The sequence below is a fragment of the Mycoplana rhizolycopersici genome, from assembly GCF_013378445.1.
Classification (GTDB): Bacteria; Pseudomonadota; Alphaproteobacteria; order Rhizobiales; family Rhizobiaceae; genus Mycoplana; species Mycoplana rhizolycopersici.
This window is the reverse complement of record NZ_JABXYK010000006.1, coordinates 47,029-73,361: the sequence shown is the minus strand read 5'-3', so window position 1 is coordinate 73,361 and position 26,333 is coordinate 47,029. Positions and strand designations below refer to the sequence as shown.

The following is a 26,333-nucleotide window of genomic DNA, read 5'->3' as shown; positions in this document are numbered from 1 at the left end:
CGCCGGGTCATGCCCGGCAATGTCGGCCGTTGCTCGTTGTAAGGTTCAGGTGCCGACGCCGATTTCCGCCAGGCGCGTCAGGCAGGCTTCCTCGACATTGTCGAGCTCGGCGAGCGTCTCGTCGATATCGCGGCGCTTTTGCCGTAGGTCGTCGCGTTTCTCGACCACCTTCTGCATCAGCATCTGCAACTGGCCGATCTCGCCGGGCGGGTCCTTGTAAACCTGGATGATCTCGCGGATTTCCGAGATGGTGAAGCCGATGCGGCGACCGCGCAGGATTTCCTTGATCAGGTGACGATCGGCCGGCCGGAACAGCCGTGTACGGCCGCGCCGTTCGGGATGAATGAGCCCCTCGTCCTCATAGAACCGCAGGGTCCGCGTCGAGACCCCGAATTCGCGGGTCAATTCCGTTATGGTATAGTACTTTTCCACGCCGACTCCGGTGCTTTCGGGTGGCGTCAATTTTATTGACTTTTACGTGAAAGTCAATTTTCTCAGCTATGAGATCGAGAACCACCAGGTCGCAAGGCCGAGAAACGAGAAGAATCCGGTCGTATCGGTCACTGCTGTCACGAAGACGGCAGACGATACCGCGGGATCGGCCCCCACCTTATCCAGCACCAGCGGGATCATGATCCCGGCCAGCGCCGCTGCCATCATGTTGATCAGCATAGCGGTTGCGATGATGCCGCCGATATTCGGATCATGGAACCACAGGCCTGCGACGCATCCGATCAGAACGCCGCACAGGACGCCGTTCAAAAGCCCGACGCCGGCCTCGCGGCGCACGACGCGCCAGGCATTGTGAATGTCGAGATTGCGCGTAGCAAGCGCCCGCACGGTCACGGTCATCGTCTGCGATCCGGCGTTTCCGCCCATGCCCGCCACGATCGGCATGAGGATCGCCAGCGCCACGATTTCCTCGATCGTCGCCTCGAACAGCGAGATGACGGACGCGGCGATCGAGGCTGTGAAGAGATTGACGAGCAGCCAAGGCACGCGCGAACGCGAAGTCTCCAGCACCGTGTCCGACAGTTCCTCGTCGCCGACGCCGCCGAGGCGCATCAGGTCTTCCTCGGCCTCTTCCTGGATGACGTCCACCATGTCGTCGATCGTCAGCACGCCCACAAGCCGGCCGTTCTCGTCGACGACGGCGGCCGACAGCAGGTCGTACTGCTCGAAAAGCTGAGCTGCCTCCTCCTGATCCATCAAAGCCGGGATCGGATGGCTGGTCTGGCGCATGATCGCCTCGACCTTGACCTCGCGCTTGGAGCGCAGCATGCGGTCGAGCTCAACCACGCCGAGCAGGCGGAAAGTCGGATCGATCACGAAGATTTCGGTGAAGCTGTCGGGTAGGTCCTCGTCCTCGCGCATGTAGTCGATTGTCTGGCCGATCGTCCAGAACGGCGGCACAGCCACGAATTCCGAGCGCATGCGCCGGCCCGCCGTGCTCTCGGGGTAGTCCAGCGACCGGCGCAGGCGGATCCGCTCGGTGAACGGCAGCTTGGCGAGGATCTCTTCCCGATCCTCCTGGTCGAGGTCTTCGAGGATGTAGACGGCGTCATCCGAATCCATCTCGCCGATTGCCGCGGCAATCTGCTCGTTGGGAAGGTGCTCGACGATGTCGAGACGGATCGCCTCGTCGACCTCGGTCAGCGCGGCAAGGTCGAACTCCTCGCCCAGCAGCGACACGAGCGCCCGCCGCTGCTCGGGCTGGATTGCCTCCAGCAGGTCGCCCATTTCCGATTCGTGCAGCTTGGCGACATGGCGGCGCAGAAAAAGCGTGTCGCGGTCGGCGATCGCAGCGCCGACCTGCATGAGGAAATCGGAGCGGACGGAGCCGTCCGGCGCATAGATGTCGTCGCTATCTACGGCACTCCCTTCGGCAGCCCGGGCGCGCTCGCGATCGTCTTCGCCGGTGTCCGTCATCCGAGCCGCTCCTCGAAAATGCATCCCCGGCCAAGCTTCCGTTCAAGGACACAAGGACAGGACAGAGAATGGAATTGTGATGCCGCCTGTCGGACCGGGCATGAGATTCCCGCCCCTTCCGACCGAAATCGTGCTAGCCGAAACCTCTGACATGGTCCACAGCCAGCGACCGCATTTCACCCGGCACGTCGTGTAAATTTCTCTGACTGTTGCGTTTCGGGGGGCGCGGGACGGGCACGGCCATCGGCATTGCCGGGCAGACCTTTGCAAAGGCCCTGCAAGTCGCTACTGCGCTGCCAAACTGCATCTGGAGTCCGCCATGCCGATCCGCCCCATCGTACGTTTTCCCGACGAAAGGCTGCGAACGCCCTGCCGTGCCGTCGAACGCTTCGACGAAAGCCTTGCGGCGCTCGCCAGCGACCTGGCGGAGACGATGCGCGCGGCCCCCGGCATCGGCATCACCGCGGCCCATGTCGGCGAGTTGCTGCGGATGACGGTAATAGAACTCGACGGCCCGTCGTCGACGCGCGTCTACGTCAATCCTGTTGTTGAATGGAGCTCCGCCGAGATGCGCAGACATGCGGAAGGCAGCGTCTCCATGCCCGGCGTGACGGAGGACGTAGAGCGGTCGGCCCGCATTCGCATTCGCTATCAGGATCTTTCCGGAAATTCCGACGTCGAAGAGACAGACGGCCTGCTCGCCGTCTGCCTTCAGCACGAAATCGACCAGCTGGACGGCATATTCTGGATCGAGCGGCTGTCGCGGCTGAAACGCGAACGCATCATCAAGAAGTTCCGCAAGATGCAGGCGTAGGACGGAGGCTTGTGACTGCAGCCACGTTGACCGTCTTGCCCCCGCGCCCTCACGCCACCGCCGCTGCTATCCCTTGGGACGATAGTGATCCTCGATGGTTTCCCAGCTTGCATCCATGGCATAGGCCGAAGAGATGTGTGGAATGCCCACGTGGCCGAAGAAGAAGGATAGCTGCCGCTCCGACCAGTCCTCGCTCCGTCCCGCGACACGGTAGCTGTAGAGTGCGGACACAAGCCCCGTCCGGTCCGATCCGGCCTGACAGTGAACGAGGATAGGTTTCGACGCTGCGGCCATGATCGCGACCATTTCGTCCGCCCGGGCCGGCGTCAGCTTCCTCGAGGCGGACATGCGGTAGTCGATATGCTCGACCCCCAGCCGTCGTGCCGTGGCCAGTTCGCTTTCATACCAGGCAGCACCCGCATCCTCTCCCCGCAAATTGATGATCGTCTTTATGCCGTGCAAGCGGACATAAGAAGCCAGCTGCGCCGCATTTGGCTGCGCCGAGCGGTACAATTCATCCTCGATGACCGTATGAAAATTCCCGACCATCTGAAGATAGCCGGCATAGACGCCGGAACCACCGACTGCGAACATACAGGTACCGGCAATCCATAGCAGAGATCTACGTGCCAACCGCATCCGTCTTCGCTCACTCTGTTGAGTACGGCGAAATGAATGCGCGAATTGTCTGACACTGATCTGAACGGTGCTTTTTTCAGCGCTTTACCGGAAATTTACTCTATCCGCCTAAGATTGTTGCAGGCGCGACTAAGGTATAGCGTACGCGCCACTCCCGGAATTGGCCCGCCTCGGCGGGCTTTCTTTTTGCCCACCCTATCCAGGCGCATGCCACGTTGGGGCTCAGCCAGTCTCGGACTTGACGACAGGCAAGCGACCGGAAAAGCCCCGAATGCCGGTCGCTTCCTGTCCCTACCTCCCTGATCCCGATGAGGCTAATTCTAGCACTTTCGTGCCCGGCACGCTTCGCGTACCTTTTTGTGGCCGCCCACTTGGGCGCTGTTCCCCTCTAAGGCTTCCGTGGAGGAGCCCAATTGCCCCGCATTCAGCGGGGCTTTCTTTTACCCCTTAGGCAGACTTAAAAGTTTCGATTGCAGGCCGGCGTCGAGCGGCATCCGTGTTGCCGGTATATTGCAGGCTCCTCGCCTTCGGCATTCTTTCGACAGGGATCCGATCCGCGGAGGCAATAGTGCACAGGCATCGGAAACTGTTGATAGAAAACAAAAAACCCGGCCGAAGCCGGGTTCTTGGTGCGGTCGAGAAGACTCGAACTTCCACGGGTTGCCCCACAGCGACCTCAACGCTGCGCGTCTACCAATTCCGCCACGACCGCATCGTGGTAGGTGTCAACTTGCGCCGACGGGGGTGCATGTAGCAAAAGCATTTTGGGTGCACAAGGCCATTGCGACAGAAATCTGACGAGAAAAACAACAATTTCAACAGCCCCTGTGAACAGCTCGTTTCCCCCCTGAAATCCTTGCATCATCCCGCCTATATTGGCAGAGGAATATCGAAGGGATTGCCATATGCAGCGCGCCGAACTCGAAAAATCCATGCTCGCCGTTCCGGGCTCGCCGCCGATCCGCTGGCGGGTGGAGCAGGGCCTCGTGCCCTACGACGTCGCCGTCGAGACGATGGAGCGCGAAGCAGCAGCGATCGCTGCCGGCGAAGCCGACGAACTCGTCTGGCTCGTCGAGCACCCCCCGCTCTACACCGCCGGAACGAGCGCCGATGTCGTCGATCTCGTCGATCCCAACCGTTTTCCCGTCTTCGACACCGGTCGCGGCGGGGAATACACCTATCATGGCCCAGGCCAGCGCGTGGCCTATGTGATGCTCGATCTCAAGCGCCGTCGCCAGGACGTGCGCGCCTTCGTAGCCGCACTGGAGGACGTTGTGATCGACGCCCTTGAGCAGATGAACGTCCGCGGCGAACGTCGGGAGGACCGTGTCGGGGTCTGGGTTCGCCGTCCGGAACGCCCGGCGCTGCCCGACGGCTCGCCGGCCGAAGACAAGATCGCGGCGATCGGCATACGCCTCCGCCGCTGGGTCAGTTTTCACGGCCTGTCGTTGAACGTCGATCCGGACCTCGAGCATTTCAGCGGGATCGTTCCCTGCGGCATCCGCGGCTATGGCGTCACCAGTCTCGTCGACCTCGGCCTGCCGGTGACGATGGACGATGCCGACCTCTGTCTGAAGGCGTCCTTCCGGAAAGTGTTCGGCCCAGTGGCTGCGATCGACTGATTCCACCACTGCATACGCGCGGTCTCAGCCGAAGAGCCGGTCGCAGGCGTAGACGATCGCATGGCCATGGATAAGGACAGCGGCATAGAGGCCGCATCCAGCCACCAGACGCTGGCTGCCGGTCATCGGCACCAGTGCATGACGCGGCCGGACACTGCTGCCGCGTCCTAGCATGCTGAGCAGGGTGAATACGGCCAGCCCCGCAATGAGTGCCGGCGTCGGCAGGCCGATGCGCCAGCCGACGCCCAGCACGGCCAGTGCCACGCCGAAGCTCGCCATGGCCAGCGTGCGACGTGAGGAAAAGACCTGCCGAAGCACCTGGCCGCCATCGAACCGCTGCATCGGCAGCAGGTTCAAGAGATTGAATGCCCCGAGAATGACGAGAAACACCAGGACCGGATTGGCGAAGCCCGCCGCCGCGCCCGATGATTGCGCCAGCAGTCGCTCGATCATCACCACGAGAGGCACAAGCAGCGCCGAGACCCCTGCCCCCATCAGCGCGCAGAAAGCCACCTCATAGGTGGAATTGTAGGGACGCCCGCCAATCGCCATGCCGCCCAGAAGCGGAACAAAGATCATCCGCACCCGACGATGGCCGAACGCCCGGTAGGCAGCCATGTGCCCGAATTCATGCAGGACGATGACCGCCGTCAGCATGGAAGACAGCATCAGCCCGTAGACGTCGAGCCCGAAGAAGGGCCACAGAAGAAGCGTGGACAGAACGGCCAGCGATGCCTGCACAACAGGCCGTTCGAAGAGGCCATTCGGTTCCGATCGCCCCTGGTTCAGCCATTGCTCCAGCGCGCCGATCTCGCGCCGCAGCGCAAAATAGCGGTAGAGCAGAAAGGCAATGCCCCGATACCGATCACTTTGCTCGACGGTTAAAAGACTGCCGCCTGCGGCCGCAGCCGACACGGAGCGCCGGTCCTGGAAATGACGCCAGAATGAAGCGTCGAGCGCGCTGTCGTCTATGACGCGGGCCATGAAGCCCATACGGGTTCCCGCATGAGCCGACACGTCCTTCACCTCGAGGGTGCGCTCTATCGGCTGCCCCCTCCGGTCGAGATGGTCAAAGGCCTGCCTGACGCGGCCGGAACCGATACGCTCGCTGGACAGAACGGCATGGTGCCAGTCGGCATGCGGCCCGAGCGGAAAGACCGCCGACCAGACCCTCATCGGTTCGGCCTCGAATTTCCGGTGCAGCCGTAGTGTCCGCCGACCGAGCGGGGCTGCCATCAGCAGCCAGACGAGACCGAGATTGATCGTCAGCAGGATGATCACGGATAAGGTCGTCGACACGGACACGCTCCATTCCGCCCGATTGCCCCCGCGATCACGCTAATGCGGAAATCTTAAGAAAGCGCCGCGCCATCCGTGGCGCGTTGTAGGCCTTGGCGCGTGGTTCTGTGCCGTAACGATACGGCAATCAGCCGGCCGCGGCAGTCTCCCGCGTCCGGGCCGCCCTCTGTTCGCGCCAGATGATGAAGAGACCGGAGGCGACGATGATGGCGATGCCGACCCATTTCCATACATTGGGGAAATCGCCGAACAGGGCATAACCGAGGATCGTCGCCGAGATGATCTCGAAATACTGGAACGGCGCCAAAAGCGACAGCGGCGCCAGCCGGAAGGCTCTCACCACGAGCAGATGCGCGTAGCCTGACAGCGAGCCCAGGATCAGCAGCAGCGCCAGCGTGAACGGCGAATCCGGCAGGGAGACCGCAAAATCCTCCGCGCCGCCGAGATTGCCCACCGCAAGCGCCCCCGCCATGAACATCATGCCGCCGAAACCGGAGATCGTCTGCATCGTCAGCGGCGAATCCCCTTCCCCGACGGCGCGGTTGAGGAACATGTAGACGGCATAGAGAAACGCGCAGGCGACCGGCAGCAGGGAGGTGAAGCCGAAGACGGCGAAGCTCGGCTGGATGACGATCAGCGCTCCGCCGAAACCGACCACGATCGCAAGCCAGCGGCGCCAGCCGACCTTCTCCCCGAGAAAGATCGCCGACATCGCCGTCAGGATGAAGGGTTCGACGAAGTAGATGGCGAAGACGTCCGCCAGCGGCATGTATTTCACCGCAATGAAGAAGAGCAGGCTCGCCGCTCCGTGCAGCACCCCGCGCAGGATGTTGAGCCAGGGGCGCTTCGCCCGGAAGGCATCCCGTCCCATGACGGTCAGCAGCAGCGGCAGCGTACAGACGAGCTGGAAGAAGAAGCGGTAGAACGTCACCTGTCCCGGCGACATGCCGCCATAGTTCGACAGGTATTTGGCGATCGCATCCATGCCAGGCAGGATGATCATGGCGAATGCCATCAGCCCCATGCCCTGCATGATGTGCTGCCTGAAATGATCCGCCGTGGACGTCTGCATGTAGAATTTCCAGAAAGTGCCGCTCCGGCCGGCGGCGGTGTCAGCGCGGTCGCAATCGTTCGCCCGCTTACTGCGCTCTTCAACAGCACCGGCTACTGCGCGGTCAAGCCCCGGTTTTTGAAGGGCCTTCGTCGGGGCCTGTGCCGCGGGCGACGCAATTGGGGTAGAAATGCAAAGAGCCGCCCCGTAAGCTTGCCGCAACGACAACGGAGGCCGTCATGGCAAATTCCGGCGACGACCGGCCCATTCCCTTTCGTTCCCGTCGCGCCGACGGCGACACGCTTGGCGGCCGCATCTGGCATGCGCGCGATGCGCTGGACATGTCACTCGCCGAACTGGCGGCCCGTCTCGGGCTTCCCGAAGACACCGTCGGCAGCTGGGAGCGGGACCACGCCGAACCCCGCACGAGCGCGCTGTTCATGCTGGCCGGCGTGCTGGGAGTATCGCCGTCCTGGCTGATCGCAGGCATTGGCGATGCGCCATCGCCAAACGACGAGCTGGCGAAGCCGTTGCTGGAGCAGCTGAACCAGATCCGCATGCTTCACGAGCAGACCGGCCGCGCGATCGAAGCCCTCGAGGCCGAGATTGCCAGTCTCGCGATGCGCAGCCGCCACAAGGAAGATTGATCAATATCGGACTTGAGTAGCCGCCTGCGCTCTGCGATGGTCCGCGCCCGAGAGATTCCATCGTCATATAAGGAGAAAAATCATGGACGTACGCGCCGCCGTCGCCGTTCAGGCGGGCAAGCCGCTGGAAGTCATGACCGTACAACTGAACGGCCCGAAGGCCGGCGAAGTGCTGATCGAGGTCAAGGCCACCGGCATCTGCCACACCGACGACTTCACCCTGTCCGGCGCCGATCCCGAAGGCCTGTTTCCGGCAATCCTCGGCCATGAAGGCGCGGGCATCGTGGTCGATGTCGGCCCCGGCGTCACCTCGGTCAAGAAGGGCGACCACGTCATCCCGCTCTACACGCCGGAATGCCGCGAGTGCTATTCCTGCCTGTCGCGCAAGACCAACCTCTGCACCTCGATCCGCGCCACCCAGGGCCAGGGCCTGATGCCGGACGGCACGAGCCGCTTCTCGATCGGCAAGGACAAGATCCACCACTACATGGGCTGCTCGACCTTCGCCAATTACACGGTGCTGCCGGAGATCGCGCTCGCCAAGGTCAACCCGGACGCGCCTTTCGACAAGATCTGCTACATCGGCTGCGGTGTCACGACCGGCATCGGCGCGGTCATCAACACCGCCAAGGTCGAGATTGGCTCCACCGCGATTGTCTTCGGCCTCGGCGGCATCGGCCTGAACGTCCTGCAGGGCCTGCGCCTTGCCGGCGCCGACATGATCATCGGCGTCGACATCAATCCGGACCGCAAGGCATGGGGCGAGAAGTTCGGCATGACGCACTTCGTCAACCCGAAGGAGGTCGGCGACGACATCGTGCCCTATCTCGTCAACATGACGAAGCGCAACGGCGACCTGATCGGCGGCGCCGACTACACCTTCGACTGCACCGGCAATACCAAGGTCATGCGCCAGGCGCTCGAAGCCAGCCATCGCGGCTGGGGCAAGTCGGTCATCATCGGCGTCGCCGGCGCCGGCCAGGAAATCTCGACGCGCCCGTTCCAGCTCGTGACCGGCCGCAACTGGATGGGCACGGCATTCGGCGGCGCACGCGGCCGTACCGACGTGCCCAAGATCGTCGACTGGTACATGGAGGGCAAGATCCAGATCGATCCGATGATCACCCACACCATGCCGCTCGAAGACATCAACCACGGTTTCGAGCTGATGCACAAGGGCGAGAGCATCCGCGGAGTCGTCGTCTATTGACGGCCACCCTGCCCTATAAGGTCGACGTGCGGAGGCTCGACGCGTTCTCCGCACGCGATCTCTATGCCATGCTGAAATTGCGGGTGGACGTCTTCGTCGTCGAGCAGAACTGCCCCTATCCCGAGCTCGACGGCAACGATCCGGCGTGCCTTCATCTTCGCCTGCTGGACGGGGACGAGCTCCTTGCCTGCGCCCGCCTCTGGCGGCCGACGCCGGACGCCCATCCCCGCATCGGCCGCGTCGCCGTCTCGCCCGACCATCGGGGAAGACGGCTTGGCGAAGCGCTGATGCGCGAAGCAGTCGGGGAGTGCCAGAAGGCCTATCCGAACGAGGCGATCGAGCTGTCGGCCCAGAGCCATCTCCAGCGCTTCTACGCCTCCTTCGGCTTCGAGCCGATCTCCCCGGAATATCTGGAAGACGGCATCCCACACGTCGACATGTTGAGGCCCGTTCAGTGATCTACGTCGATGCAGATGCCTGTCCGGTGAAACCGGAAATTCTCAAGGTCGCGGAACGCCACGGCCTGGAAGTGACGTTCGTCGCCAATTCCGGCTTGCGGCCCTCGCGCGATCCGATGGTGAAGAACGTCATCGTCTCCGGCAGCTTCGATGCGGCCGACGACTGGATCGTCGAGCACGTACAGGCCGGCGACATCGTCGTGACGGCCGACGTTCCGCTCGCGGGGCGCTGCGTCGGCAAGGACGCACTCGTGACCGGGCCGACCGGACGGCTGTTCGACAAGACCAACATCGGCATGGCGACCGCCATGCGCGACCTCGGCCAGCACCTGCGCGAAACCGGCGAGAGCAAGGGCTACAACGCTGCCTTCTCGCCGCGCGACCGTTCGGCCTTCCTGGAGACGCTGGAACGGCTTTGCCGCCGCGCCAAATCAGCCCGGGGCAGCAGTCAGGAAAGCGGGCAACCGTGAGCGCGGCGCCCGTCTCCCCGACCGCCCACGGTCGTCACCGCCCCTTCTACATCGCCGCGATTGCGGCACTCTGCGTCCTGCCGGTAGCACTCTGGCTGCGCGCGGTGGTCGCCCCGCAACTCGCCGCGATCACCTTCTTCACGCTGTACCTCGCATTGATCGCGCGGCGCCTGCCCGTTCTGACGGGCGCCTATCTGCGTAACCATGCGCTGGACAGCGACGCACCGGCTCCCATCATCCTGGCGGTGACGATCGGCGCTTTCGCCATCTCGCTTGCCTCCCTCTTCGTCGTTCTCAACGAGGCCGACGCGCTCGATCCGCTGGATGTCGGCATTTCCTTCACCTCGGTGGTGCTCGGCTGGTTCACCATCCACACCATGGCGTCCGTCCATTACGCGCACATGTACTGGCGCCCGCACGGCGGTCGCAAACTGGAACCGGCACAGCGCGGATTCGATTTTCCGCAGACTGTTTCGCCCGGCATCTACGATTTTCTCTATTTCGGTTTCGTCGTCGGCATGACCGCCCAGACCTCGGACGTCGCCGTCACCACGACCGAGATGCGCAAGCTCAATCTCATGCACGCGATCGTTTCCTTCTTCTTCAACACCGTGCTGGTCGCGGCCGCCGTCAATGCGGCGGTGGCACTCGCCTCGTGACTACCAACATTTCGGAGCTCCCATGAAAGTCCTTTCCCAGAACCAGGCCTTCGGCGGCATGCAGGGCGTGTTTGCCCATGATGCGCTCTCCACCAATTGCGAGATGACGTTCGCCGTCTTCGTTCCGCCGAAAGCGATCGAGGAGCCCTGCCCGGTCCTCTGGTATCTCTCGGGCCTGACCTGCACGCATGCCAACGTCATGGAGAAGGGCGAGTATCGCCGCATGGCCGCCGAACTTGGCCTGATCGTCGTCTGCCCCGATACGAGCCCGCGCGGCAACGACGTCCCCGACGAACTGACCAACTGGCAGATGGGCAAGGGCGCCGGCTTCTACCTCGACGCCACCGAGAAACCCTGGGCCGAACACTACCAGATGTATACCTACATCACCGAGGAACTGCCGGCATTCGTCGCCCAGCATTTTCGCGTCGACATGGACCGGCAGGGCATATTCGGCCATTCCATGGGCGGTCACGGCGCGATGACGATCGCCCTGAAGCACCCGGACCGTTTCAGGAGCTGCTCGGCCTTCGCCCCGATCGTCCAGCCCTCGACCGCCGACTGGTCCTCCGGCTCCTTCGAAAAATATCTCGGCGCCGACCGGGCGGCCTGGCGGCAGTATGACGCCTGCGCGCTGGTCGAGGACGGCGCCCGGTTCCCGGAATTCCTGATTGACCAGGGCAAGGCGGACGGTTTCCTCGAAAGCGGCCTGCGTCCCTGGCTGTTCGAAGAGGCCATCCAGGGCACCGACATCGGCCTGACGCTGCGCATGCACGAGCGCTACGACCATTCCTACTACTTCATCTCCACCTTCATGGACGACCACCTGAAGTGGCATGCCGCCCGTCTCGCGTGAGGCGGTTGCCGCGCCTTGATTGAGAGGCCATGGCGCCCGCGCATGACCGCATTGCGCGGACGCCTCTTGCCATTCGACGCGCGGATGGCGATATAGACGGCCAGCAGACGGCTGCTGCCGCGACGTCGAAAGCGTTGCGGTGACGATCGCGGGGACGGCCCCGCTCCTTTGAAACGGAGCAGGACATGTCCTGGATTTTGCTCGCACTCGCCGGCCTTTTCGAGATCGGCTGGGCCATCGGCCTGAAATATACCGAAGGCTTCACCAAGCCCCTTCCCACCGTCCTGACCGTGGCCGCCATGGTCGTCAGCATAGTGCTGCTCGGCCTTGCCGTCCGCAACCTGCCGATGGGCACGGCCTATGCGGTCTGGACCGGCATCGGTACGGTCGGCACCGTCATCCTCGGAATCGTGCTTTTCGCCGAGCCCGTGACGGCGATCCGTCTCGGCTGCATCGCCCTCATTGTCACCGGCATCATGGGACTGAAGTTCGCAGCCTGACGGTCCAGCCTCTCAGCTTCGCCGGCTGTCGAGCGCGAATGCGCCCGGCCCGGCGAAGACCAGATAGAGGAAAATGAAGCAGAAGGAGATCGCGGCGTCGCCGCGATTGTTCACCGGCCAGAAATCCGCCGGCATATGCGCCATGAAATAGGCAACCGCCATAAAGCCGCACAACACGAAGGCGACAGGTCGGGTGAACAGGCCGATCAGCACCAGGCCGCCGCCGACGATTTCCAGCGCGCCCGCAACCCCGATCAGGTTCATCAGCTCGCCGAAAGGCTGGGCCGCAGGCGGAAAATTGAAGAATTTCTGCGTGCCGTGCTCGATGAACTGCAGCGCCGTCATGATGCGCAACGCCGCCAGCGCTTGCGGCTGATAGAGGGAAAGGCGTTCCGAGATCGTCATGCTCACCTCCCTGCGCGGCCATACCGCCTGAAGACGGATTATTCCGCCTTCGCAAGGGAGCGATCAAGAACGAAAGCGACGACCTTTTTGAGCGAGCCCGCAGATCGGCCCGGTCGCGCCCGCCCTCCGATGCGCCAAAGCCGTTATCGGACGGGCGGTTCTTGCAGCGATCGGTTCAGTTGCAGCGCGTCGTCGCGGTGACGACGCAAGGTGCCGGAGCCGCACCGGCATTTGCATTGGCTTCCGTCTTCGGCTTGCGCACGCGCGGGCGAACCGTCAGCGCCGCCTCGCTCGGAATGATGACCGGTTCGATTGCGGTCGCGGCAGGCTTTTTCGGAGACTGCGATGCCGAAGTCTTCGAAGAGGCCGGCCGATGCGCACGTTGGGCCTTTGCCGGACGGTTGCGGGCCACCGGTGCCGCCCTGACTGGAGCGAGGCTGTAGGCGATCGCGACGCGCTGCGCGATCGCGTTGGCCAGCGCGCGGTCGGCGGCCTTGTTGCCTGTCATGAAGCTGTTGACCGTAAAGCGTTCGCTCGAAACAGGCGCGCCCGCGCCGTCCCTCAGCACAACGGTGACGTCCGCGGAGTTGCGTCCGGCCTGCACACCGCGGCCCCTAACCTCGTTCGACAGGCGAACGTCCATCACGACCCGCGGCACGGCAACTGGCCGGCGCGTCGATCTGGCCGCGCGCTGCAGCTGCTGTGCAGCCAGCTTGGTCACGGCCGGTGAAACGGAAGCGTCGGCTGCCACCGAAACCTTGCGGATATCCTTGAGTGTTTCAGCGTGGGCGGCGGCGGAGAGTGCGAGCATCGCCAGCGCGGCGAACGATGCACGAAGGAAGGGCATCAGCATGAAAATCGCATCCGAATGCTAGTGCATTTTCTGGAAAGGGTTGAAGCGGCTTTCCAATCAAAAATGCGTCGATAAAAGGCGTTTGAGCGTTGCCGGGGAACCCGTTTTCACCGGAAATGCTCTGGACAGGTACGGTTTGCGGCGAATCGGCCACCCCCATGCCTTTGCACGGATGGCGCCGCCGGAGCAATCGCGCTGCGCGCCACCATTCGGCGGAAAAGCCTAAAAATGAATGAATCGTGTCGCCGACGAACGAACTGCATCGGACATCGGCGACGAAGGCCGAGGACATGCGGCGGAGTAAGCTGCCCCGCCGGCTTCCGCCCAACTCAGCGCGCCTTCAACGCCTCGAAGACGGCTGCTGCGACCTGCATCTCCTGCCAGCGCAGCTCGCGCCGCCGGAACGCTTCCTCGTCCGTACCCCAATGCTCGATCTGCCAGTCTTCATCGACATGGGCGAGCTTCCAGACCGTCTCGGCATCGAGCCGACCGTAGGCAAAGGCAAGCGCAAGGATGGCCGATCCGGTCAGCGTCGTAACCGTGTGGATGCAGGCGACCTCCAGCGGCGAGGTGAACCTTGCAAGCGCCGCTGCAAAGGCGGCGATCGCAGGGACCGGCTGCTCCTGATGGATGACGCCTTCGGCGAGAATGAAGCGCGCGCCAAAGGTATCGGCGGCCCAAGCCAGCACCGGATCCCAGCTCAGGCGCTGGATTTCCACCAGCCGTTCCGGGCTGTCGGCGCGGTAGCAGATCATGTCCGTTCCGGCAAAGCGGACTATTTCCTCGATCACGGCGTCGCGGTTGTCGGCGACACCGTCGAGCGCGGTGTTGACGAGCCGCGTGACCGGCATCTTCGCCGGGTCGATCTCTTCGGCCTGAGCGTCCCATTCGGCCTTCAGATACTCCGCCAGCGCCGCCGTTTCGACCGCGAGCGCCCGCTTGGCAGGCGTGCGCACGACGCGCCCGTCGAGCTGGACGGCATAGCCGCCGTCCGTCAGGGCGACTGCCACCTCCTTGTAGAACCGCTTCGGCATCGGCCGCTTCATCTGGATCTGCGCCCGTCGCACCGGATCGGGATCGCTCATCGCATCGGAAAGGTCTGAGAGAATGTCACGCATCAGCAAGTTCCAGCCATTCGAGAAGTTCTGCGGGCTCCGCTAGAATATGGTCTGCGCCCGCCTCGACGAGCTCGGGCACGCTCGCATAGCCCCAGGCGACGCCGACGGCCTGCGCTCCGGCGGCCTTGGCCATCTGCATATCGTAGATCGCATCGCCGATGACAACCGTACGCGTCGCATCGATACCCGCCTCGGTGCAGCATTCGGCAACCATGGCCGGATGCGGCTTCGAAGGGCAGTCGTCCGCCGTGCGCGAGACGAAGAAGGTCTTCTCGAAACCATGGGTGAGCCGGATCGAATCGAGCCCGCGCCGCGACTTGCCGGTCACAGCCCCCAGCAGCATGTCGTCCTGGCGCTCCAACCGGCGGATCAGCGGTTCGATGCCGGGAAAGAGCGGCTCCTGGAAGCCGGCCTCGGCCCGCACACCCATGAAGATCTTCTTGTAGTGAGCCGTCATCGCCACGACCTCCTCGTCGACATGGCTCTTGCCGTGAAGACGGGCAATCGCGATGTCGAGCGTGAGCCCGATGATACTCTTGGTCGCCGCCAGTTCCACCCGCTCGTAGCCGAAATCGGCAAACGTCCGCGCCATCACCTCGTGGATCAGCTTCGCGCTGTCGACCAGCGTGCCATCGCAATCGAAGAGGACAAGCCGCATCAGTCTTCCTCTTCCGCCGCGTTCAGGTCGAAACCGAAGACGTTCCAGGTCTGGACCATGTGCTGCGGCAGCGGTGCGGTCACGCGCAGCCGCCCGCCGGAGGGGTGTGGAATGTCGATGTGGCGGGCATGCAGGTGCAGCCGGTTCTGGATGCCGCCCGGAAAGGTCCAGTTGGTGTCGTCATCGAAATACTTCGGGTCACCGAGGATCGGGTGGCCGATATGCGCCGCATGGACGCGGAGCTGATGGGTGCGGCCGGTATACGGCTCCATCTCCAGCCAGGCGAAATTCTGCCCGGCCTGCTCGACGACGCGGTAGTAGGAAACCGCGTGGTCGGCTCCGTCCTCGCCGTGCTTGGCGATGCGCATGCGGTCGCCGTCCGGCGTCTGCTCCTTCACCAGCCAGGTCGAGATCTTGTCATCGCGCTTGCGCGGCACGCCCTTGACGATCGCCCAGTAGGTCTTCTTCGTATCGCGCTCGCGGAACGCCGCCGTCAGTTTCTGCGCCGCACCGCGCGTCCGCGCGATGACGAGCACACCGGAGGTGTCGCGGTCGAGCCGGTGCACAAGCCGCGGCTTCTCGCCCTTCTGGCTGGTCCAGGCTTCCAGCATCTTGTCGATATGGCGCGTGACACCCGAACCGCCCTGCACGGCAATGCCGGCGGGCTTGTTCAGCACGAACACCTTGTCGTCCTCATGCAGGAGCATGCGCGACAGAAGCTCGCCATCCGGCGAGTGCTTCAGGTCGCGGCCGCCGATCGGGCCGGCCTTGATTTCCTTCGCATCCACGTTCATTGGCGGCACGCGCACGGTCTGGCCCGGCTGGACGCGCATGTCGGTCTTGGCGCGGCCGCCATCGACGCGTACCTGCCCGGATCGCAAAAGCTTCTGCAACTGGCCGAAGCCCAGTCCGGGATAGTGGACCTTGAACCACCGGTCGAGCCGCATGCCCGCCTCGTCGTGGTCCACCTGCCTGTGTTCGATACCTGCCATCTTCGCCTTCTCTCGGTAAGCGCCGTGCTTTAGCGCATAACCGGGAAAAGCGAAAACGGTTTTCCACCCCTGCTCATCCTAGCGCCACGCGACGCGGCCAGTTTGGCAACCGGTATCAGAACGCCCGGAACGTTAGCGTCGTCAATGAGCGCACAATGCCCGGGATCGTCGCAATGTGATCGTTGATGAACTTGCCGATGTCCTCCTCGCTCTCGACATAGATCTTGAGCAGGAGGTCGTAGTCGCCGCTGGTCGAATAGAGTTCCGAGACCAGTTCGGAGGCGTAAAGGGCATCGGCGACCTCGTAGGTCTTTCCGGGGGCGCATTGCAGCTGCACGAAGATCGGCTTCATCGGACCACTCCGCCGCCTGCCGGCGGCACGTTTCTCAACCCGGCCCCGACGCGGAGCCTTCGGCGGCTTTATGGCGGAGATCGCACGGATGACGCAAGAGGGCGGCGCGCGCTTTTGACGGGCGACCGGGCGACCAACCGTTAAAACTTGCCTAAAATCCGACCGCCGGTCTTAGCCATCATGAAAACCGTTCGCGCTAATGAAGGAGGATTGCACAAAAGGTATTGCCGAACGCCATGACGCAGATCATCTCCGTTTCTCCCGGGACCGCAGCCTATGTGGCGCAGGCCTACAAGACGACGTCTCGCTCCTCGACCGCCCTTGAGCAGCAGGTCAAAAACGCGGCGGAAACGGCGGAGGTCGAGAACGATCGGCTGAAAGCAGAACGCCTGGCGGTCAAGTCGACGTCCCTGGATATGGCGCTCCTGACCATGCAGCGCCGCCGCGAAACCAATCCGGAACGCGTGGCGCGGCTTTACGCCGAAAATGCGGAAGAGGAAGAGGGCGGCGAAGACCGCTGAGGCGCCATTCCCGCAATCACTCCCTGTCGAAACTGGCCCCTGCACCGCCCCGGTATCGTCCGGGGCATTTTTGCTTTTGGGGATCCAGTCGACGGCCGCATGATCGAGGGCGACAAATAATTGTCCATGGACGACGCTACACTCTTGCCAAATCGTCGGCCGCGCCGTTATGTGGCGAAGACCTCGCTGGGAGAAACCGGTTGCGAACCGGTGCCGAAGGAGCAACCGCCCCGGAAACTCTCAGGCAAAAGGACCAGCAAGGTGCCGACAGGACTCTGGAGAGAGGCGCTCACGCGTCCGCCGAAGGGATAACAATCTCAGGCGACAAGGACAGAGGGGGCTCATGAGCACGGCGCGAAAGCGCCAGAGATGGGCCGGCGCGCGAGCGCCAGAAGACTGGAGGGCGCCTTTGAACGTCGCGTCTGACCTCAAGAAAACCCCGCTGCACGACCTCAACGTCTCGCTCGGCGCACGCATGGTGCCGTTTGCAGGCTACGAGATGCCGGTGCAGTTTCCCGCAGGCGTGCTGAAGGAGCACCTGCATACCCGGGCTGCGGCAGGCCTCTTCGACGTTTCGCACATGGGGCAGGTGATCGCCCGCGCCCGTTCCGGCGACAATGCCGACGCGGCGCGCGCGCTGGAAAGCCTTGTGCCGGTCGATGTCGCAGGCCTGCCCGAAGGCCGCCAGCGCTATGCGCTGTTTACCGCCGAAGACGGCGGCATCCTCGACGACCTGATGATCGCCAACCGCGGCGACCACTTCTTTGTCGTCGTCAACGCCGCATGCAAGGAGGCGGACCTCGCGCACATGCAGGAGCGCATCGGCGACAGCTGCGAGGTGACGATGCTGGCCGACCGCGCGCTGATCGCCCTGCAGGGACCGCGCGCGGAGCCGGTTCTGGCGGAGCTCTGGGCCGACATTGCCGGCATGCGCTTCATGGACGTGCGCGCCTGCGACCTGCACGACGCCGACTGCATCGTCTCCCGCTCTGGCTACACCGGCGAGGACGGGTTCGAGATCTCCATCCCCGCCGACCAGGCCGAAAAGGTCTGTCGCCACCTCCTCGACCATCCGGACGTGATGCCGATCGGGCTCGGTGCCCGCGATTCGCTGCGGCTGGAGGCCGGCCTCTGCCTCTACGGCAACGACATCAACACGACGACGACACCGGTGGAGGCGGCCCTCGAATGGGCGATCCAGAAGGTGCGCCGTACCGGCGGTGACCGCGCCGGCGGCTTCCCGGGCGCGGACGTCATCCTCGGCCAGTTCGCCTCGGGCGCCGCCCGCCGCCGCGTCGGCCTGAAGGTCGACGGCAAGGCCCCCGTCCGCCCGCCGGCCAAACTCTATTCGGACGCTGACGGCAAGACCGAGATCGGCCACGTCACCTCCGGCGGCTTCGGCCCCAGCATCGAGGGCCCCATTGCCATGGGCTACGTGCCGGTCGCGCTCTCAGCGCCGGGAACGCCGCTCTTCGCCGAGGTGCGCGGAAAGTACCTGCCCGTCACCGTCGCCGCCCTGCCCTTCGTCCCCAACACCTTCAAGCGCTGACCGATGATTGCCTTTGCATGCCGATTGTCCCTCACCCTGACCCTCTCGCCGCAGGCCGGGAGAGGGAGCGGACATGGGAGCGCCAGCCCCCTTCTCCCCGCTTGCGGGGAGAACGGCCCGGCAGGGGGATGAGGGGCAACCGCACAGTTTCACAAACAGACTTTCCCAGAGAGGAACCGACATGTTGAAATTCACCGCAGAACACGAGTGGCTCAAGATCGACGGCGACGTCGCAACCGTCGGCATCACCACCCATGCCGCCGAGCAGCTCGGCGACCTTGTCTTCGTCGAACTCCCTGATGTTGGCACAAGCTTCGACAAGGGCGGCGATGCCGCCACCGTCGAGAGCGTCAAGGCCGCCTCCGACGTCTACAGCCCGCTCGACGGCGAGATCGTTGAGGTCAACCAGGCGATTGTGGACGACCCGTCCCTCGTCAACAGCGACCCACAGGGCGCCGGCTGGTTCTTCAAGCTCAAGCTCAAGAACACCGCCGATGCGGACGGCCTGCTGGACGAGGCCGCATACAAGGAGCTCGTCGGCTGATGAACCTGCCCAAGGACTTCACCTTCACCGACTACCAGCCCTACGACTTCGCCAACCGCCGCCATATCGGCCCCTCGCCGGCGGAAATGGAGGCGATGCTGCAGGTAATCGGCTACGACAGCCTGGACGCGCTGATCGACGACACCGTGCCGAAGTCGATCCGCCAGACGACACCGCTTCAATGGGGCGCACCGATGTCGGAGCGCGAAGCGTTGGATAAGCTGCGCGAGACGGCCAACAGGAACCGCAAGCTCGTCTCACTGATCGGCCAGGGTTACTACGGCACCATTACCCCGCCGGTGATCCAGCGCAACATCCTGGAAAACCCGGCCTGGTACACGGCCTACACGCCCTACCAGCCGGAGATCAGCCAGGGCCGCCTCGAGGCGCTGCTCAACTATCAGACGATGGTCTGCGACCTGACCGGCCTCGACATCGCAAACGCCTCGCTTCTCGACGAGGCGACGGCTGCAGCAGAAGCCATGGCCATGGCCGAGCGCGTCTCCAAGTCGAAGGCGACCGCTTTCTTCGTCGATGAGAACTGCCACCCTCAGACGATCGCCCTTCTCAAGACCCGTTCGGAGCCGCTTGGCTGGTCGATCGTGGTCGGCAATCCCTTCGGGGATCTGGTTCCGGCCGAAGTGTTCGGCGCGATCTTCCAGTATCCCGGTACCTTTGGCCACGTGCATGATTTCACCGGCGTCATCGCCGACCTGCATGCGGCCGGCGCGATTGCCGTCGTCGCCGCCGACCCGCTGGCACTGGCGCTCCTCAAGTCGCCCGGCGACATGGATGCCGACATCGCCATCGGCACCACCCAGCGCTTCGGCGTACCGGTCGGCTACGGCGGCCCGCACGCGGCCTACATGGCGGTCAAGGACGCCTACAAGCGCAACATGCCCGGCCGCCTCGTCGGCGTCTCGGTGGATGCCCGCGGCAACCGAGCCTACCGCCTGTCGCTGCAGACCCGAGAGCAGCACATCCGCCGCGAGAAGGCGACGTCGAACATCTGCACCGCCCAGGTGCTGCTCGCCGTCATGGCCTCCATGTATGCCGTCTTCCACGGCCCGCAGGGCATCAAGGCGATCGCCCAGCAGGTTCACCGCAAGGCCGTGCTTCTGGCCAAGGGTCTGGAGAAGCTCGGCTACACCGTCGAGCCCGACGTGTTCTTCGACACGATCACCGTCCATGTCGGCAAGCTGCAGGGCATCATCCTCAAGACCGCGGTCGCCGAGGAAGTGAACCTGCGCCAGATCGGCGACGACCGGATCGGCATCAGCCTCGACGAGCGTTCGCGCCCGGTCACGCTGGAAGCCGTCTGGCGCGCCTTCGGCGGCGACTTCAAGGTGTCCGACTTCGAAGCCGACTACCGCCTCCCGGGGGATCTGCTGCGCACCAGCGAGTACCTGACGCACCCGATCTTCCACATGAACCGCGCCGAAAGCGAGATGACCCGCTACATCCGCCGGCTCGCCGACCGCGACCTCGCGCTCGACCGCTCGATGATCCCGCTCGGCTCCTGCACGATGAAGCTGAACGCGACCGCCGAGATGCTGCCGATTACCTGGCCGGAATTCTCCGAGATCCATCCCTTCGTCCCCGCGGACCAGGCGGAAGGCTACAAGGAATTGATCGACGATCTCTCGGCCAAGCTCTGCGCCGTCACCGGCTACGACGCGGTCTCCATGCAGCCGAATTCGGGCGCGCAGGGCGAATATGCCGGCCTGCTGACGATCCGCGACTACCATATCGCGAGCGGCAATCCGCATCGCGACGTCTGCCTGATCCCGACCTCTGCGCACGGCACCAACCCGGCCTCCGCGCAGATGGCCGGCATGCAGGTCGTCGTCGTCAAGGTCAGCGACGACGGCGATATAGACATGGATGATTTCCGCGCGAAAGCAGAGCAGTACGCGGAAAACCTCTCGTGCTGCATGATCACCTATCCCTCCACGCACGGCGTCTTCGAGGAAAACGTGCGCGAGGTCTGCGAGATCGTCCACAGGCACGGCGGCCAGGTCTATCTCGACGGCGCCAACATGAACGCCATGGTCGGGCTTGCCCGCCCCGGCGACATCGGCTCCGACGTCAGTCACCTGAACCTGCACAAGACCTTCTGCATCCCGCATGGCGGCGGCGGCCCGGGCATGGGCCCGATCGGCGTGAAGGCGCATCTGGCGCCCTTCCTGCCGAAGGATCCGCGCACCGCCGAGGCCGGCGCCGTCTCGGCGGCTCCCTTTGGCTCGGCCTCGATCCTGCCGATATCCTGGAGCTACTGCCTGATGATGGGCGGCGAAGGCCTGACGCAGGCGACGAAGGTGGCGATCCTGAACGCCAACTACATCGCGGCCCGCCTGAAGGGAGCCTATGACGTGCTCTACAAGTCGTCCAAGGGCCGGGTCGCGCACGAATGCATCATCGACACACGCCCGCTGGTCGAGAGCGCCGGCGTAACGGTCGACGACGTTGCCAAGCGCCTGATCGATTGCGGCTTCCACGCGCCGACCATGAGCTGGCCGGTGGCGGGTACGCTGATGATCGAGCCGACCGAATCGGAGACCAAGGCCGAACTCGACCGCTTCTGCGATGCGATGCTGGCGATCCGCGAGGAGGCCCGCGCCATCGAGGACGGCCGGATGGACAAGACCAACAACCCGCTGAAGAACGCGCCCCACACGGTGGAAGACCTCGTCGGCGAATGGGACCGCCCCTATTCGCGCGAGCAGGCCTGCTACCCGCCTGGCGCGTTCCGCGTCGACAAGTACTGGTCGCCGGTCAACCGCGTCGACAATGTCTATGGCGACCGCAACCTCGTCTGCTCCTGCCCGCCGCTGGAAAGCTACGCGGAAGCGGCGGAATAGCATCTCAGCATTGACCTCGGCCCTTTGGGCCGGGGTCAGCCAGCCTCTCGGAATGGATCGCCTGCACCGTCGAGTCTTCTTGGAGCCGACCGCCGCGGCCCGCAATTTCGCCGACCGGGTGCCAACGAGATTCGCCCAGCTTCTACCCGCGAGGTAGCACGACGATAAAACGGGCCCCGTCCCGGTAGGACGTATCGAGCGTCACCGTACCGGAATGGCTTTCGACGATCCGCTGCGCAAGCGCCAGGCCTATGCCCGTCCCGTCATATATCTTCTCGTCCTGATGCAACCGCTGGAAAAGCCCGAAGATCGTTTCGGCATGTTTCGGATCGATGCCGATGCCGTCGTCCTCAACAACGATACGCACGCTGTCGGCGGTCCCTTCCCCATAGATTCGTACGGACGGCCTGGAGTCCCGACGCCGATATTTGATCGCATTGCCGATCAGGTTCTGCATCAGGCGTCGCAGCAGTTCAGGGTCACCCTTGACTCGGGGAAGAGGTTTGGCGTCGATCGTCGCGGCGGACTCCCGGATATGCCCCTCCAGCAACGTCAGGGCGTCGGCAACGACTGCGTCGAGCGGCACGGACTTCACGTACCGGATCTGATAGGCGATCTGCGCATACTCCAGGAGACGATCGACCAGCTTCTGCATCCGGAACGCGGCCCGCCGCACATAGGCGGCATGCGTGGACAGATCGCCCAGTTGACCGCTTTCTACGTCGTCCAGGATCATCTCGGCAAAGGATGCAATGTGCCGGATCGGAGACTTCAGGTCGTGTGAGACGGTCGCGGCGAACTGGTTCAGTGCCTCGTTCTTCCGCTGCAATTCCCGCGCCTGCTCGGCAAGACGCTCATGCTGGCGCTTCAACTCGGTCACGTCGCGTCCGGCGCCGACAAATTCCGTTGGCAGACCATCCTCGAAAATGGCCGTTGCGGTCCACAAAAGCCAACGTTCCTCGCCTTCAGCATTGCGGATTGCAAGCTCCACCGTCGCAAGGGGATTGTCGGGCGTCAGCCGTTCGAGCTCATCAAGAACCGGTTGCTCGGTGGAAACCAGGTCCATTACATGCGTGCCGACGAGCTTTTCGGGCGTCGAGCCATAAAAGGTTGCGTAGGGTTCGTTGCAGAATTGGATCACAAGGTCCTTGTCGGTCCGCACGATCAGGTCGGGCAGAAGCTGCAGAAGCTTCGTGTACTGTCTGTGCTTGATTTCCAGCTCATGCTCGATCGCCTTGAGATCGGTGATATCGATTCTCAGGCCGACAACCTCGCCGCTGTCCATCACGTGGCTCTCGGAACGAATCCAGCGACCATCGGCACGCTGCACGGTGTGCACCCGCCCAGTCTCCCTACGATGGTCTCTCAGCCGGGACTGGATCATGGCCTCCGCGTCGGGCGTTCCCGGCACAATGCCCCGGTAGTTGCCGGCGCCGACATTGGCCCGGATAATGCTTTCAACCGTTGCCCCGACGCGAACGGCATCTTTCGCGGCTCCGCACCCGTCACGAAAGGCGCGGTTGAAGACCAGGATCTTCTCGTCGCGATCGAAGATCGCGACACCCTCGGGAATGGTGTCCAGAGCGGAGTAGATGCGGCTGCCGAGCAGAACCTGCTCGCCGTGGCTCCCCCCCGTCAAAAGGCTCCGCAGCAGAAGCGCATAGCCTGCCTCGCCCTCGGTGCTCCTTATGGAGATCACATGCGCGGCCGCCTCGAAGTCCGATTCGTCCGCGCAGTTGAAGCGAAGTGTGTGACTGTGCGCCCGGCCGGACACCGCATAGCCCTGCAACCTGGGTACAAGGTCGGCTTGTCCGAGAACCGCAGCAAGCGGTTCGCTGCCGTCCCCCTTCCATCCAAGTGCCCTGCGTGCCGCATCGTTCAGGAAAAAGCCGGTGCCCGCGGCATCCGTCAGGATCACCGGGAACGGCATCGATTCGTAGAGCGATTCAGAAAAGTCCTGCGGCGACTGCATGTCAGTGAACGCCACCTCCCGGGAGCATCGGCCAATCGGTACAATGGTTGCGCGGCCGGCAGCCCAAAACCCATTGCTCGGCCATACCGGCAAGTATCAACGCGGATCGGAGATGAATGCAAGCTAAGCGTGCCGGAAGAAACGATTGGGCGTACGAAAAACCGTGCTCAGCAGAGGTCCGAACTTACCCGACGCGCACGGTGGGCGCACCGGCAGCAGCCAGAGCTGCGAGGTCTGCCGGCTTCAGCTCGACGGATTCGCCGCAGCCGCAAGCAGACGTCTGGTTCGGATTGTTGAAGGTAAAGCCGGAGCGGAGCTTCGTCACCTCGAAATCCATCTGCGTACCCAGCAGGTAGAGCACCGCTTCCGGGGCAATCCAGACACGGGCACCGGCGTACTCGACAAGGTCGTCCTTCTCGTTCGGCGCCGTTACGAGGTCGACGGAATATTCCATTCCCGCGCAACCGCCCTTCTTCACGCCGACACGGATGCCCTTGGCGTCGCCGCCGGCATTGTCCACGATCGCCTTCACGCGATCGGCGGCAGCATTGGTAAGGGTCATCACTGCAAAGGCCATCAGCCAGTTCTCCTTCACCGGCCGGGTTCAAGGCCCGGCGGTTTCCGAATCAAATGTAGAGACGGCCGCCTGCGGGATCAATAGTTTGGCACCATCAAATCGATTGGGTGCCTCGCCCGTCGGCGACCCCTGTCAGTACCAGCCGACCGCCACCTGCGCCTCTTCGGACATGCGATCCGGCGTCCACGGCGGATCGAACACCATCTTCACCTCGACGCCCGAGACGCCTTCGACTGCGCTCACCGCATTCTCGACCCAGCCCGGCATCTCGCCTGCCACCGGGCAACCGGGCGCGGTCAGCGTCATGTCGATCTTGACCATGCGGTCGTCTTCGATGTCGATCTTGTAGATCAGGCCAAGTTCGAAGATATCGGCGGGAATTTCGGGATCGTAGACCGTCTTCAGGGCCGAGATGATATCGTCGCTGAGGCGCGCCAGCTCATCTCCGGGGATTGCCGAATTGACGATCCCGTCACGGGCATCGGTCTTGTCTTCGGTGGCATCGACAGACATTTCGAACTCCTCAGGCGAAGAACTTGCGGGCATGGTCGAGCGCATCGGCCAGGACATCGACCTCGGCGCGGGTGTTGTACATGCCGAACGATGCGCGGCATGTGGAGGTCACGCCGAAGCGTTTCAAGAGTGGCTGGGCGCAATGGGTACCGGCGCGGACGGCGACGCCTGCCCGATCGATCACCATCGAGACGTCATGGGCATGGATGCCTTCCAGCTCGAAGGAGAAGATCGAGCCCTTGCCGGGCGCGGTCCCGAACATCTTCAAGGAATTGATCGACGACAGACGTTCGTGCGCATAGGCAGCAAGGTCCGCCTCATGCGCCGAGATCGCCGCACGCCCGACCTTTTCCATGTAGTCGAGCGCGTAGCCAAGCCCGATCGCCTGCACGATCGGCGGCGTGCCGGCCTCGAAGCGGTGCGGCGGATCGTTGTAGGTAACGATGTCTTCCGTCACTTCCACGATCATCTCTCCGCCGCCCTGGAACGGGCGCATTTCGCGCAGCCGGTCCTTCTTGCCGTACAGCACGCCGATGCCGGAGGGCCCGTAGAGCTTGTGCCCGGTCATCACGTACCAGTCGCAATCGATGTCCTGCACGTCCACCGGCAGGTGGACGGCCGCTTGCGAACCGTCGACCAGCACCGGGATACCGCGCTCGCGGGCGATCGCGCAGATCTCCTTCACCGGCACGATGGTACCAAGCGCGTTCGACATGTGCGTGATCGCGATCAGCTTCGTCTTTTCGGTGAGGCACTTGACGAAGTCCTCGACGTGGAACGCGCCCGTATCGTCCACGGGCGCCCAGACGAGCTTCGCGCCCTGCCGTTCACGGATGAAATGCCAGGGAACGATGTTGGAATGATGCTCCATGATCGAGATGACGATCTCGTCGCCTTCACCGATCTTCGGCATGCCGTATCCGTAGGCGACCGTGTTGATCGCCTCGGTCGAGGACTTGGTAAAGACGATATCGTCGACCGAAGGCGCATTGAGGAAACGCCGCACTTTTTCGCGCGCTGCCTCGTATGCGTCCGTTGCCGCGTTGGAGAGGAAATGCAGCCCACGATGCACGTTCGCATACTCGTTAGAATAGGCGTGCGCGACCGCATCGATCACCACTTGCGGCTTCTGGGCGGATGCGCCGTTGTCGAGATAGACCAGCGGCTTGCCGTAGACCTCTCGCGACAGGATCGGGAAATCCCGGCGGATCGCCTCGACGTCATAGGTGGAAACCGGCTTGATCTGGTTCATCTCGACAATCCC

Annotated in this window: 28 protein-coding genes, 1 tRNA gene and 1 riboswitch; of the genes, 13 read left to right on the top strand and 16 right to left on the bottom strand. The window is 63.6% G+C overall.

Annotated elements, in window-relative coordinates:
- Positions 1-45 precede the first annotated feature (45 nt).
- Together HV823_RS11340 and mgtE are read right to left on the bottom strand one after the other, a co-directional pair.
- Positions 46-432, bottom strand: coding sequence for a MerR family transcriptional regulator (locus HV823_RS11340; protein ID WP_176949837.1), 387 nt, complete (start codon positions 430-432; stop codon positions 46-48).
- Between the two features lie 66 nt (positions 433-498).
- Positions 499-1,929 carry a magnesium transporter gene (mgtE, locus tag HV823_RS11335; protein ID WP_176949836.1) on the bottom strand — a complete coding sequence of 477 codons (1,431 nt, stop codon included), beginning with the start codon at positions 1,927-1,929 and terminating at the stop codon, positions 499-501.
- 319 nt (positions 1,930-2,248) lie between these two features.
- On the opposite strand from mgtE, the gene HV823_RS11330 reads away from it, so the two are divergent.
- Complete coding sequence (locus HV823_RS11330) at positions 2,249-2,743, top strand: peptide deformylase (protein WP_176949835.1); 495 nt, start codon at positions 2,249-2,251, stop codon at positions 2,741-2,743.
- Positions 2,744-2,809: 66 nt separating this feature from the next.
- Here HV823_RS11330 and HV823_RS11325 read toward each other — a convergent pair whose 3' ends face one another.
- A complete protein-coding gene (locus tag HV823_RS11325) occupies positions 2,810-3,337 on the bottom strand; it encodes a tyrosine-protein phosphatase (RefSeq protein ID WP_176949834.1) in 528 nt (175 codons plus the stop codon).
- A 672-nt stretch (positions 3,338-4,009) separates the two neighbouring features.
- A tRNA-Leu gene (locus tag HV823_RS11320) sits at positions 4,010-4,094 on the bottom strand.
- Positions 4,095-4,287: 193 nt separating this feature from the next.
- Between HV823_RS11320 and lipB the strand changes: the two genes are divergently transcribed.
- Entirely contained in the window at positions 4,288-5,004 is a 717-nt protein-coding gene (gene lipB, locus HV823_RS11315; RefSeq protein ID WP_176949833.1) for a lipoyl(octanoyl) transferase LipB, read from the top strand.
- 24 nt (positions 5,005-5,028) lie between these two features.
- Here lipB and HV823_RS11310 read toward each other — a convergent pair whose 3' ends face one another.
- Positions 5,029-6,303, bottom strand: a complete 1,275-nt coding sequence (locus HV823_RS11310; RefSeq protein ID WP_176949832.1) for a zinc metalloprotease — start codon at positions 6,301-6,303, stop codon at positions 5,029-5,031.
- A 127-nt stretch (positions 6,304-6,430) separates the two neighbouring features.
- Positions 6,431-7,375, bottom strand: a complete 945-nt coding sequence (locus tag HV823_RS11305) for a DMT family transporter (protein ID WP_176949831.1) — start codon at positions 7,373-7,375, stop codon at positions 6,431-6,433.
- Between the two features lie 218 nt (positions 7,376-7,593).
- On the opposite strand from HV823_RS11305, the gene HV823_RS11300 reads away from it, so the two are divergent.
- The 7 genes from HV823_RS11300 to sugE all read left to right on the top strand — a co-directional run bounded on the left by HV823_RS11300 (position 7,594) and on the right by sugE (position 12,154).
- Positions 7,594-8,001 (top strand): helix-turn-helix domain-containing protein, encoded by a 408-nt coding sequence (locus HV823_RS11300; RefSeq protein ID WP_176949830.1) that lies wholly within the window; start codon positions 7,594-7,596, stop codon positions 7,999-8,001.
- Positions 8,002-8,083: 82 nt separating this feature from the next.
- On the top strand, positions 8,084-9,211 hold the full coding sequence (locus HV823_RS11295; protein ID WP_176949829.1) for an S-(hydroxymethyl)glutathione dehydrogenase/class III alcohol dehydrogenase: 1,128 nt from the start codon (positions 8,084-8,086) through the stop codon (positions 9,209-9,211).
- Positions 9,208-9,669, top strand: coding sequence for a GNAT family N-acetyltransferase (locus HV823_RS11290; RefSeq protein WP_176949828.1), 462 nt, complete (start codon positions 9,208-9,210; stop codon positions 9,667-9,669). Before HV823_RS11295 ends, HV823_RS11290 begins: the two co-directional genes overlap by 4 nt.
- Positions 9,666-10,139 carry a YaiI/YqxD family protein gene (locus tag HV823_RS11285; protein WP_176949827.1) on the top strand — a complete coding sequence of 158 codons (474 nt, stop codon included), beginning with the start codon at positions 9,666-9,668 and terminating at the stop codon, positions 10,137-10,139. Before HV823_RS11290 ends, HV823_RS11285 begins: the two co-directional genes overlap by 4 nt.
- A complete protein-coding gene (locus tag HV823_RS11280) occupies positions 10,136-10,798 on the top strand; it encodes a DUF1345 domain-containing protein (protein WP_425487654.1) in 663 nt (220 codons plus the stop codon). Before HV823_RS11285 ends, HV823_RS11280 begins: the two co-directional genes overlap by 4 nt.
- Positions 10,799-10,820: 22 nt before the next feature.
- Positions 10,821-11,654 (top strand): S-formylglutathione hydrolase, encoded by an 834-nt coding sequence (gene fghA, locus HV823_RS11275; RefSeq protein WP_176949826.1) that lies wholly within the window; start codon positions 10,821-10,823, stop codon positions 11,652-11,654.
- 185 nt (positions 11,655-11,839) lie between these two features.
- Entirely contained in the window at positions 11,840-12,154 is a 315-nt protein-coding gene (gene sugE, locus HV823_RS11270) for a quaternary ammonium compound efflux SMR transporter SugE (RefSeq protein WP_176949825.1), read from the top strand.
- 12 nt (positions 12,155-12,166) lie between these two features.
- Here the strand turns inward: sugE and HV823_RS11265 are convergent, their stop codons facing one another.
- From HV823_RS11265 to HV823_RS11240, 6 genes are all read right to left on the bottom strand, one after another.
- Positions 12,167-12,559, bottom strand: coding sequence for a DoxX family protein (locus HV823_RS11265; RefSeq protein WP_176949824.1), 393 nt, complete (start codon positions 12,557-12,559; stop codon positions 12,167-12,169).
- A gap of 175 nt (positions 12,560-12,734) precedes the next feature.
- Positions 12,735-13,412 (bottom strand): hypothetical protein, encoded by a 678-nt coding sequence (locus HV823_RS11260; RefSeq protein WP_176949823.1) that lies wholly within the window; start codon positions 13,410-13,412, stop codon positions 12,735-12,737.
- A gap of 329 nt (positions 13,413-13,741) precedes the next feature.
- Complete coding sequence (locus HV823_RS11255) at positions 13,742-14,530, bottom strand: ATP12 family chaperone protein (protein ID WP_176949822.1); 789 nt, start codon at positions 14,528-14,530, stop codon at positions 13,742-13,744.
- The gene (locus HV823_RS11250) at positions 14,523-15,188 is read right to left on the bottom strand and encodes an HAD-IA family hydrolase (protein WP_176949821.1); all 666 of its coding nucleotides are present in this window, start codon (positions 15,186-15,188) and stop codon (positions 14,523-14,525) included. Before HV823_RS11250 ends, HV823_RS11255 begins: the two co-directional genes overlap by 8 nt.
- Positions 15,188-16,180, bottom strand: coding sequence for an RluA family pseudouridine synthase (locus tag HV823_RS11245; RefSeq protein ID WP_176949820.1), 993 nt, complete (start codon positions 16,178-16,180; stop codon positions 15,188-15,190). The genes HV823_RS11250 and HV823_RS11245 overlap by 1 nt, the downstream gene beginning before the upstream one ends.
- Before the next feature lie 115 nt (positions 16,181-16,295).
- Complete coding sequence (locus HV823_RS11240) at positions 16,296-16,532, bottom strand: Lrp/AsnC ligand binding domain-containing protein (protein WP_176949819.1); 237 nt, start codon at positions 16,530-16,532, stop codon at positions 16,296-16,298.
- A 236-nt stretch (positions 16,533-16,768) separates the two neighbouring features.
- On the opposite strand from HV823_RS11240, the gene HV823_RS11235 reads away from it, so the two are divergent.
- The 4 genes from HV823_RS11235 (at position 16,769) to gcvP (ending at position 22,007) form a co-directional block, all read left to right on the top strand.
- Positions 16,769-17,053, top strand: a complete 285-nt coding sequence (locus HV823_RS11235; RefSeq protein WP_176949818.1) for a hypothetical protein — start codon at positions 16,769-16,771, stop codon at positions 17,051-17,053.
- A gap of 177 nt (positions 17,054-17,230) precedes the next feature.
- Positions 17,231-17,319: riboswitch (glycine riboswitch) on the top strand.
- A gap of 143 nt (positions 17,320-17,462) precedes the next feature.
- Entirely contained in the window at positions 17,463-18,602 is a 1,140-nt protein-coding gene (gcvT, locus tag HV823_RS11230) for a glycine cleavage system aminomethyltransferase GcvT (RefSeq protein WP_176949817.1), read from the top strand.
- A gap of 181 nt (positions 18,603-18,783) precedes the next feature.
- Positions 18,784-19,146 carry a glycine cleavage system protein GcvH gene (gene gcvH, locus HV823_RS11225; RefSeq protein ID WP_176949816.1) on the top strand — a complete coding sequence of 121 codons (363 nt, stop codon included), beginning with the start codon at positions 18,784-18,786 and terminating at the stop codon, positions 19,144-19,146.
- Positions 19,146-22,007, top strand: coding sequence for an aminomethyl-transferring glycine dehydrogenase (gene gcvP / locus HV823_RS11220; protein WP_176949815.1), 2,862 nt, complete (start codon positions 19,146-19,148; stop codon positions 22,005-22,007). The genes gcvH and gcvP overlap by 1 nt, the downstream gene beginning before the upstream one ends.
- 142 nt (positions 22,008-22,149) lie before the next feature.
- Here gcvP and HV823_RS11215 read toward each other — a convergent pair whose 3' ends face one another.
- The 4 genes from HV823_RS11215 to HV823_RS11200 form a co-directional block, all read right to left on the bottom strand.
- Positions 22,150-23,994 carry a PAS domain S-box protein gene (locus HV823_RS11215; RefSeq protein WP_176949814.1) on the bottom strand — a complete coding sequence of 615 codons (1,845 nt, stop codon included), beginning with the start codon at positions 23,992-23,994 and terminating at the stop codon, positions 22,150-22,152.
- A gap of 169 nt (positions 23,995-24,163) precedes the next feature.
- Complete coding sequence (sufA, locus tag HV823_RS11210) at positions 24,164-24,556, bottom strand: Fe-S cluster assembly scaffold SufA (protein WP_176949813.1); 393 nt, start codon at positions 24,554-24,556, stop codon at positions 24,164-24,166.
- Between the two features lie 132 nt (positions 24,557-24,688).
- Positions 24,689-25,069 carry an SUF system Fe-S cluster assembly protein gene (locus HV823_RS11205; protein WP_176949812.1) on the bottom strand — a complete coding sequence of 127 codons (381 nt, stop codon included), beginning with the start codon at positions 25,067-25,069 and terminating at the stop codon, positions 24,689-24,691.
- Positions 25,070-25,079: 10 nt separating this feature from the next.
- Positions 25,080-26,321 (bottom strand): cysteine desulfurase, encoded by a 1,242-nt coding sequence (locus HV823_RS11200; RefSeq protein WP_176949811.1) that lies wholly within the window; start codon positions 26,319-26,321, stop codon positions 25,080-25,082.
- Positions 26,322-26,333: the final 12 nt, after the last annotated feature.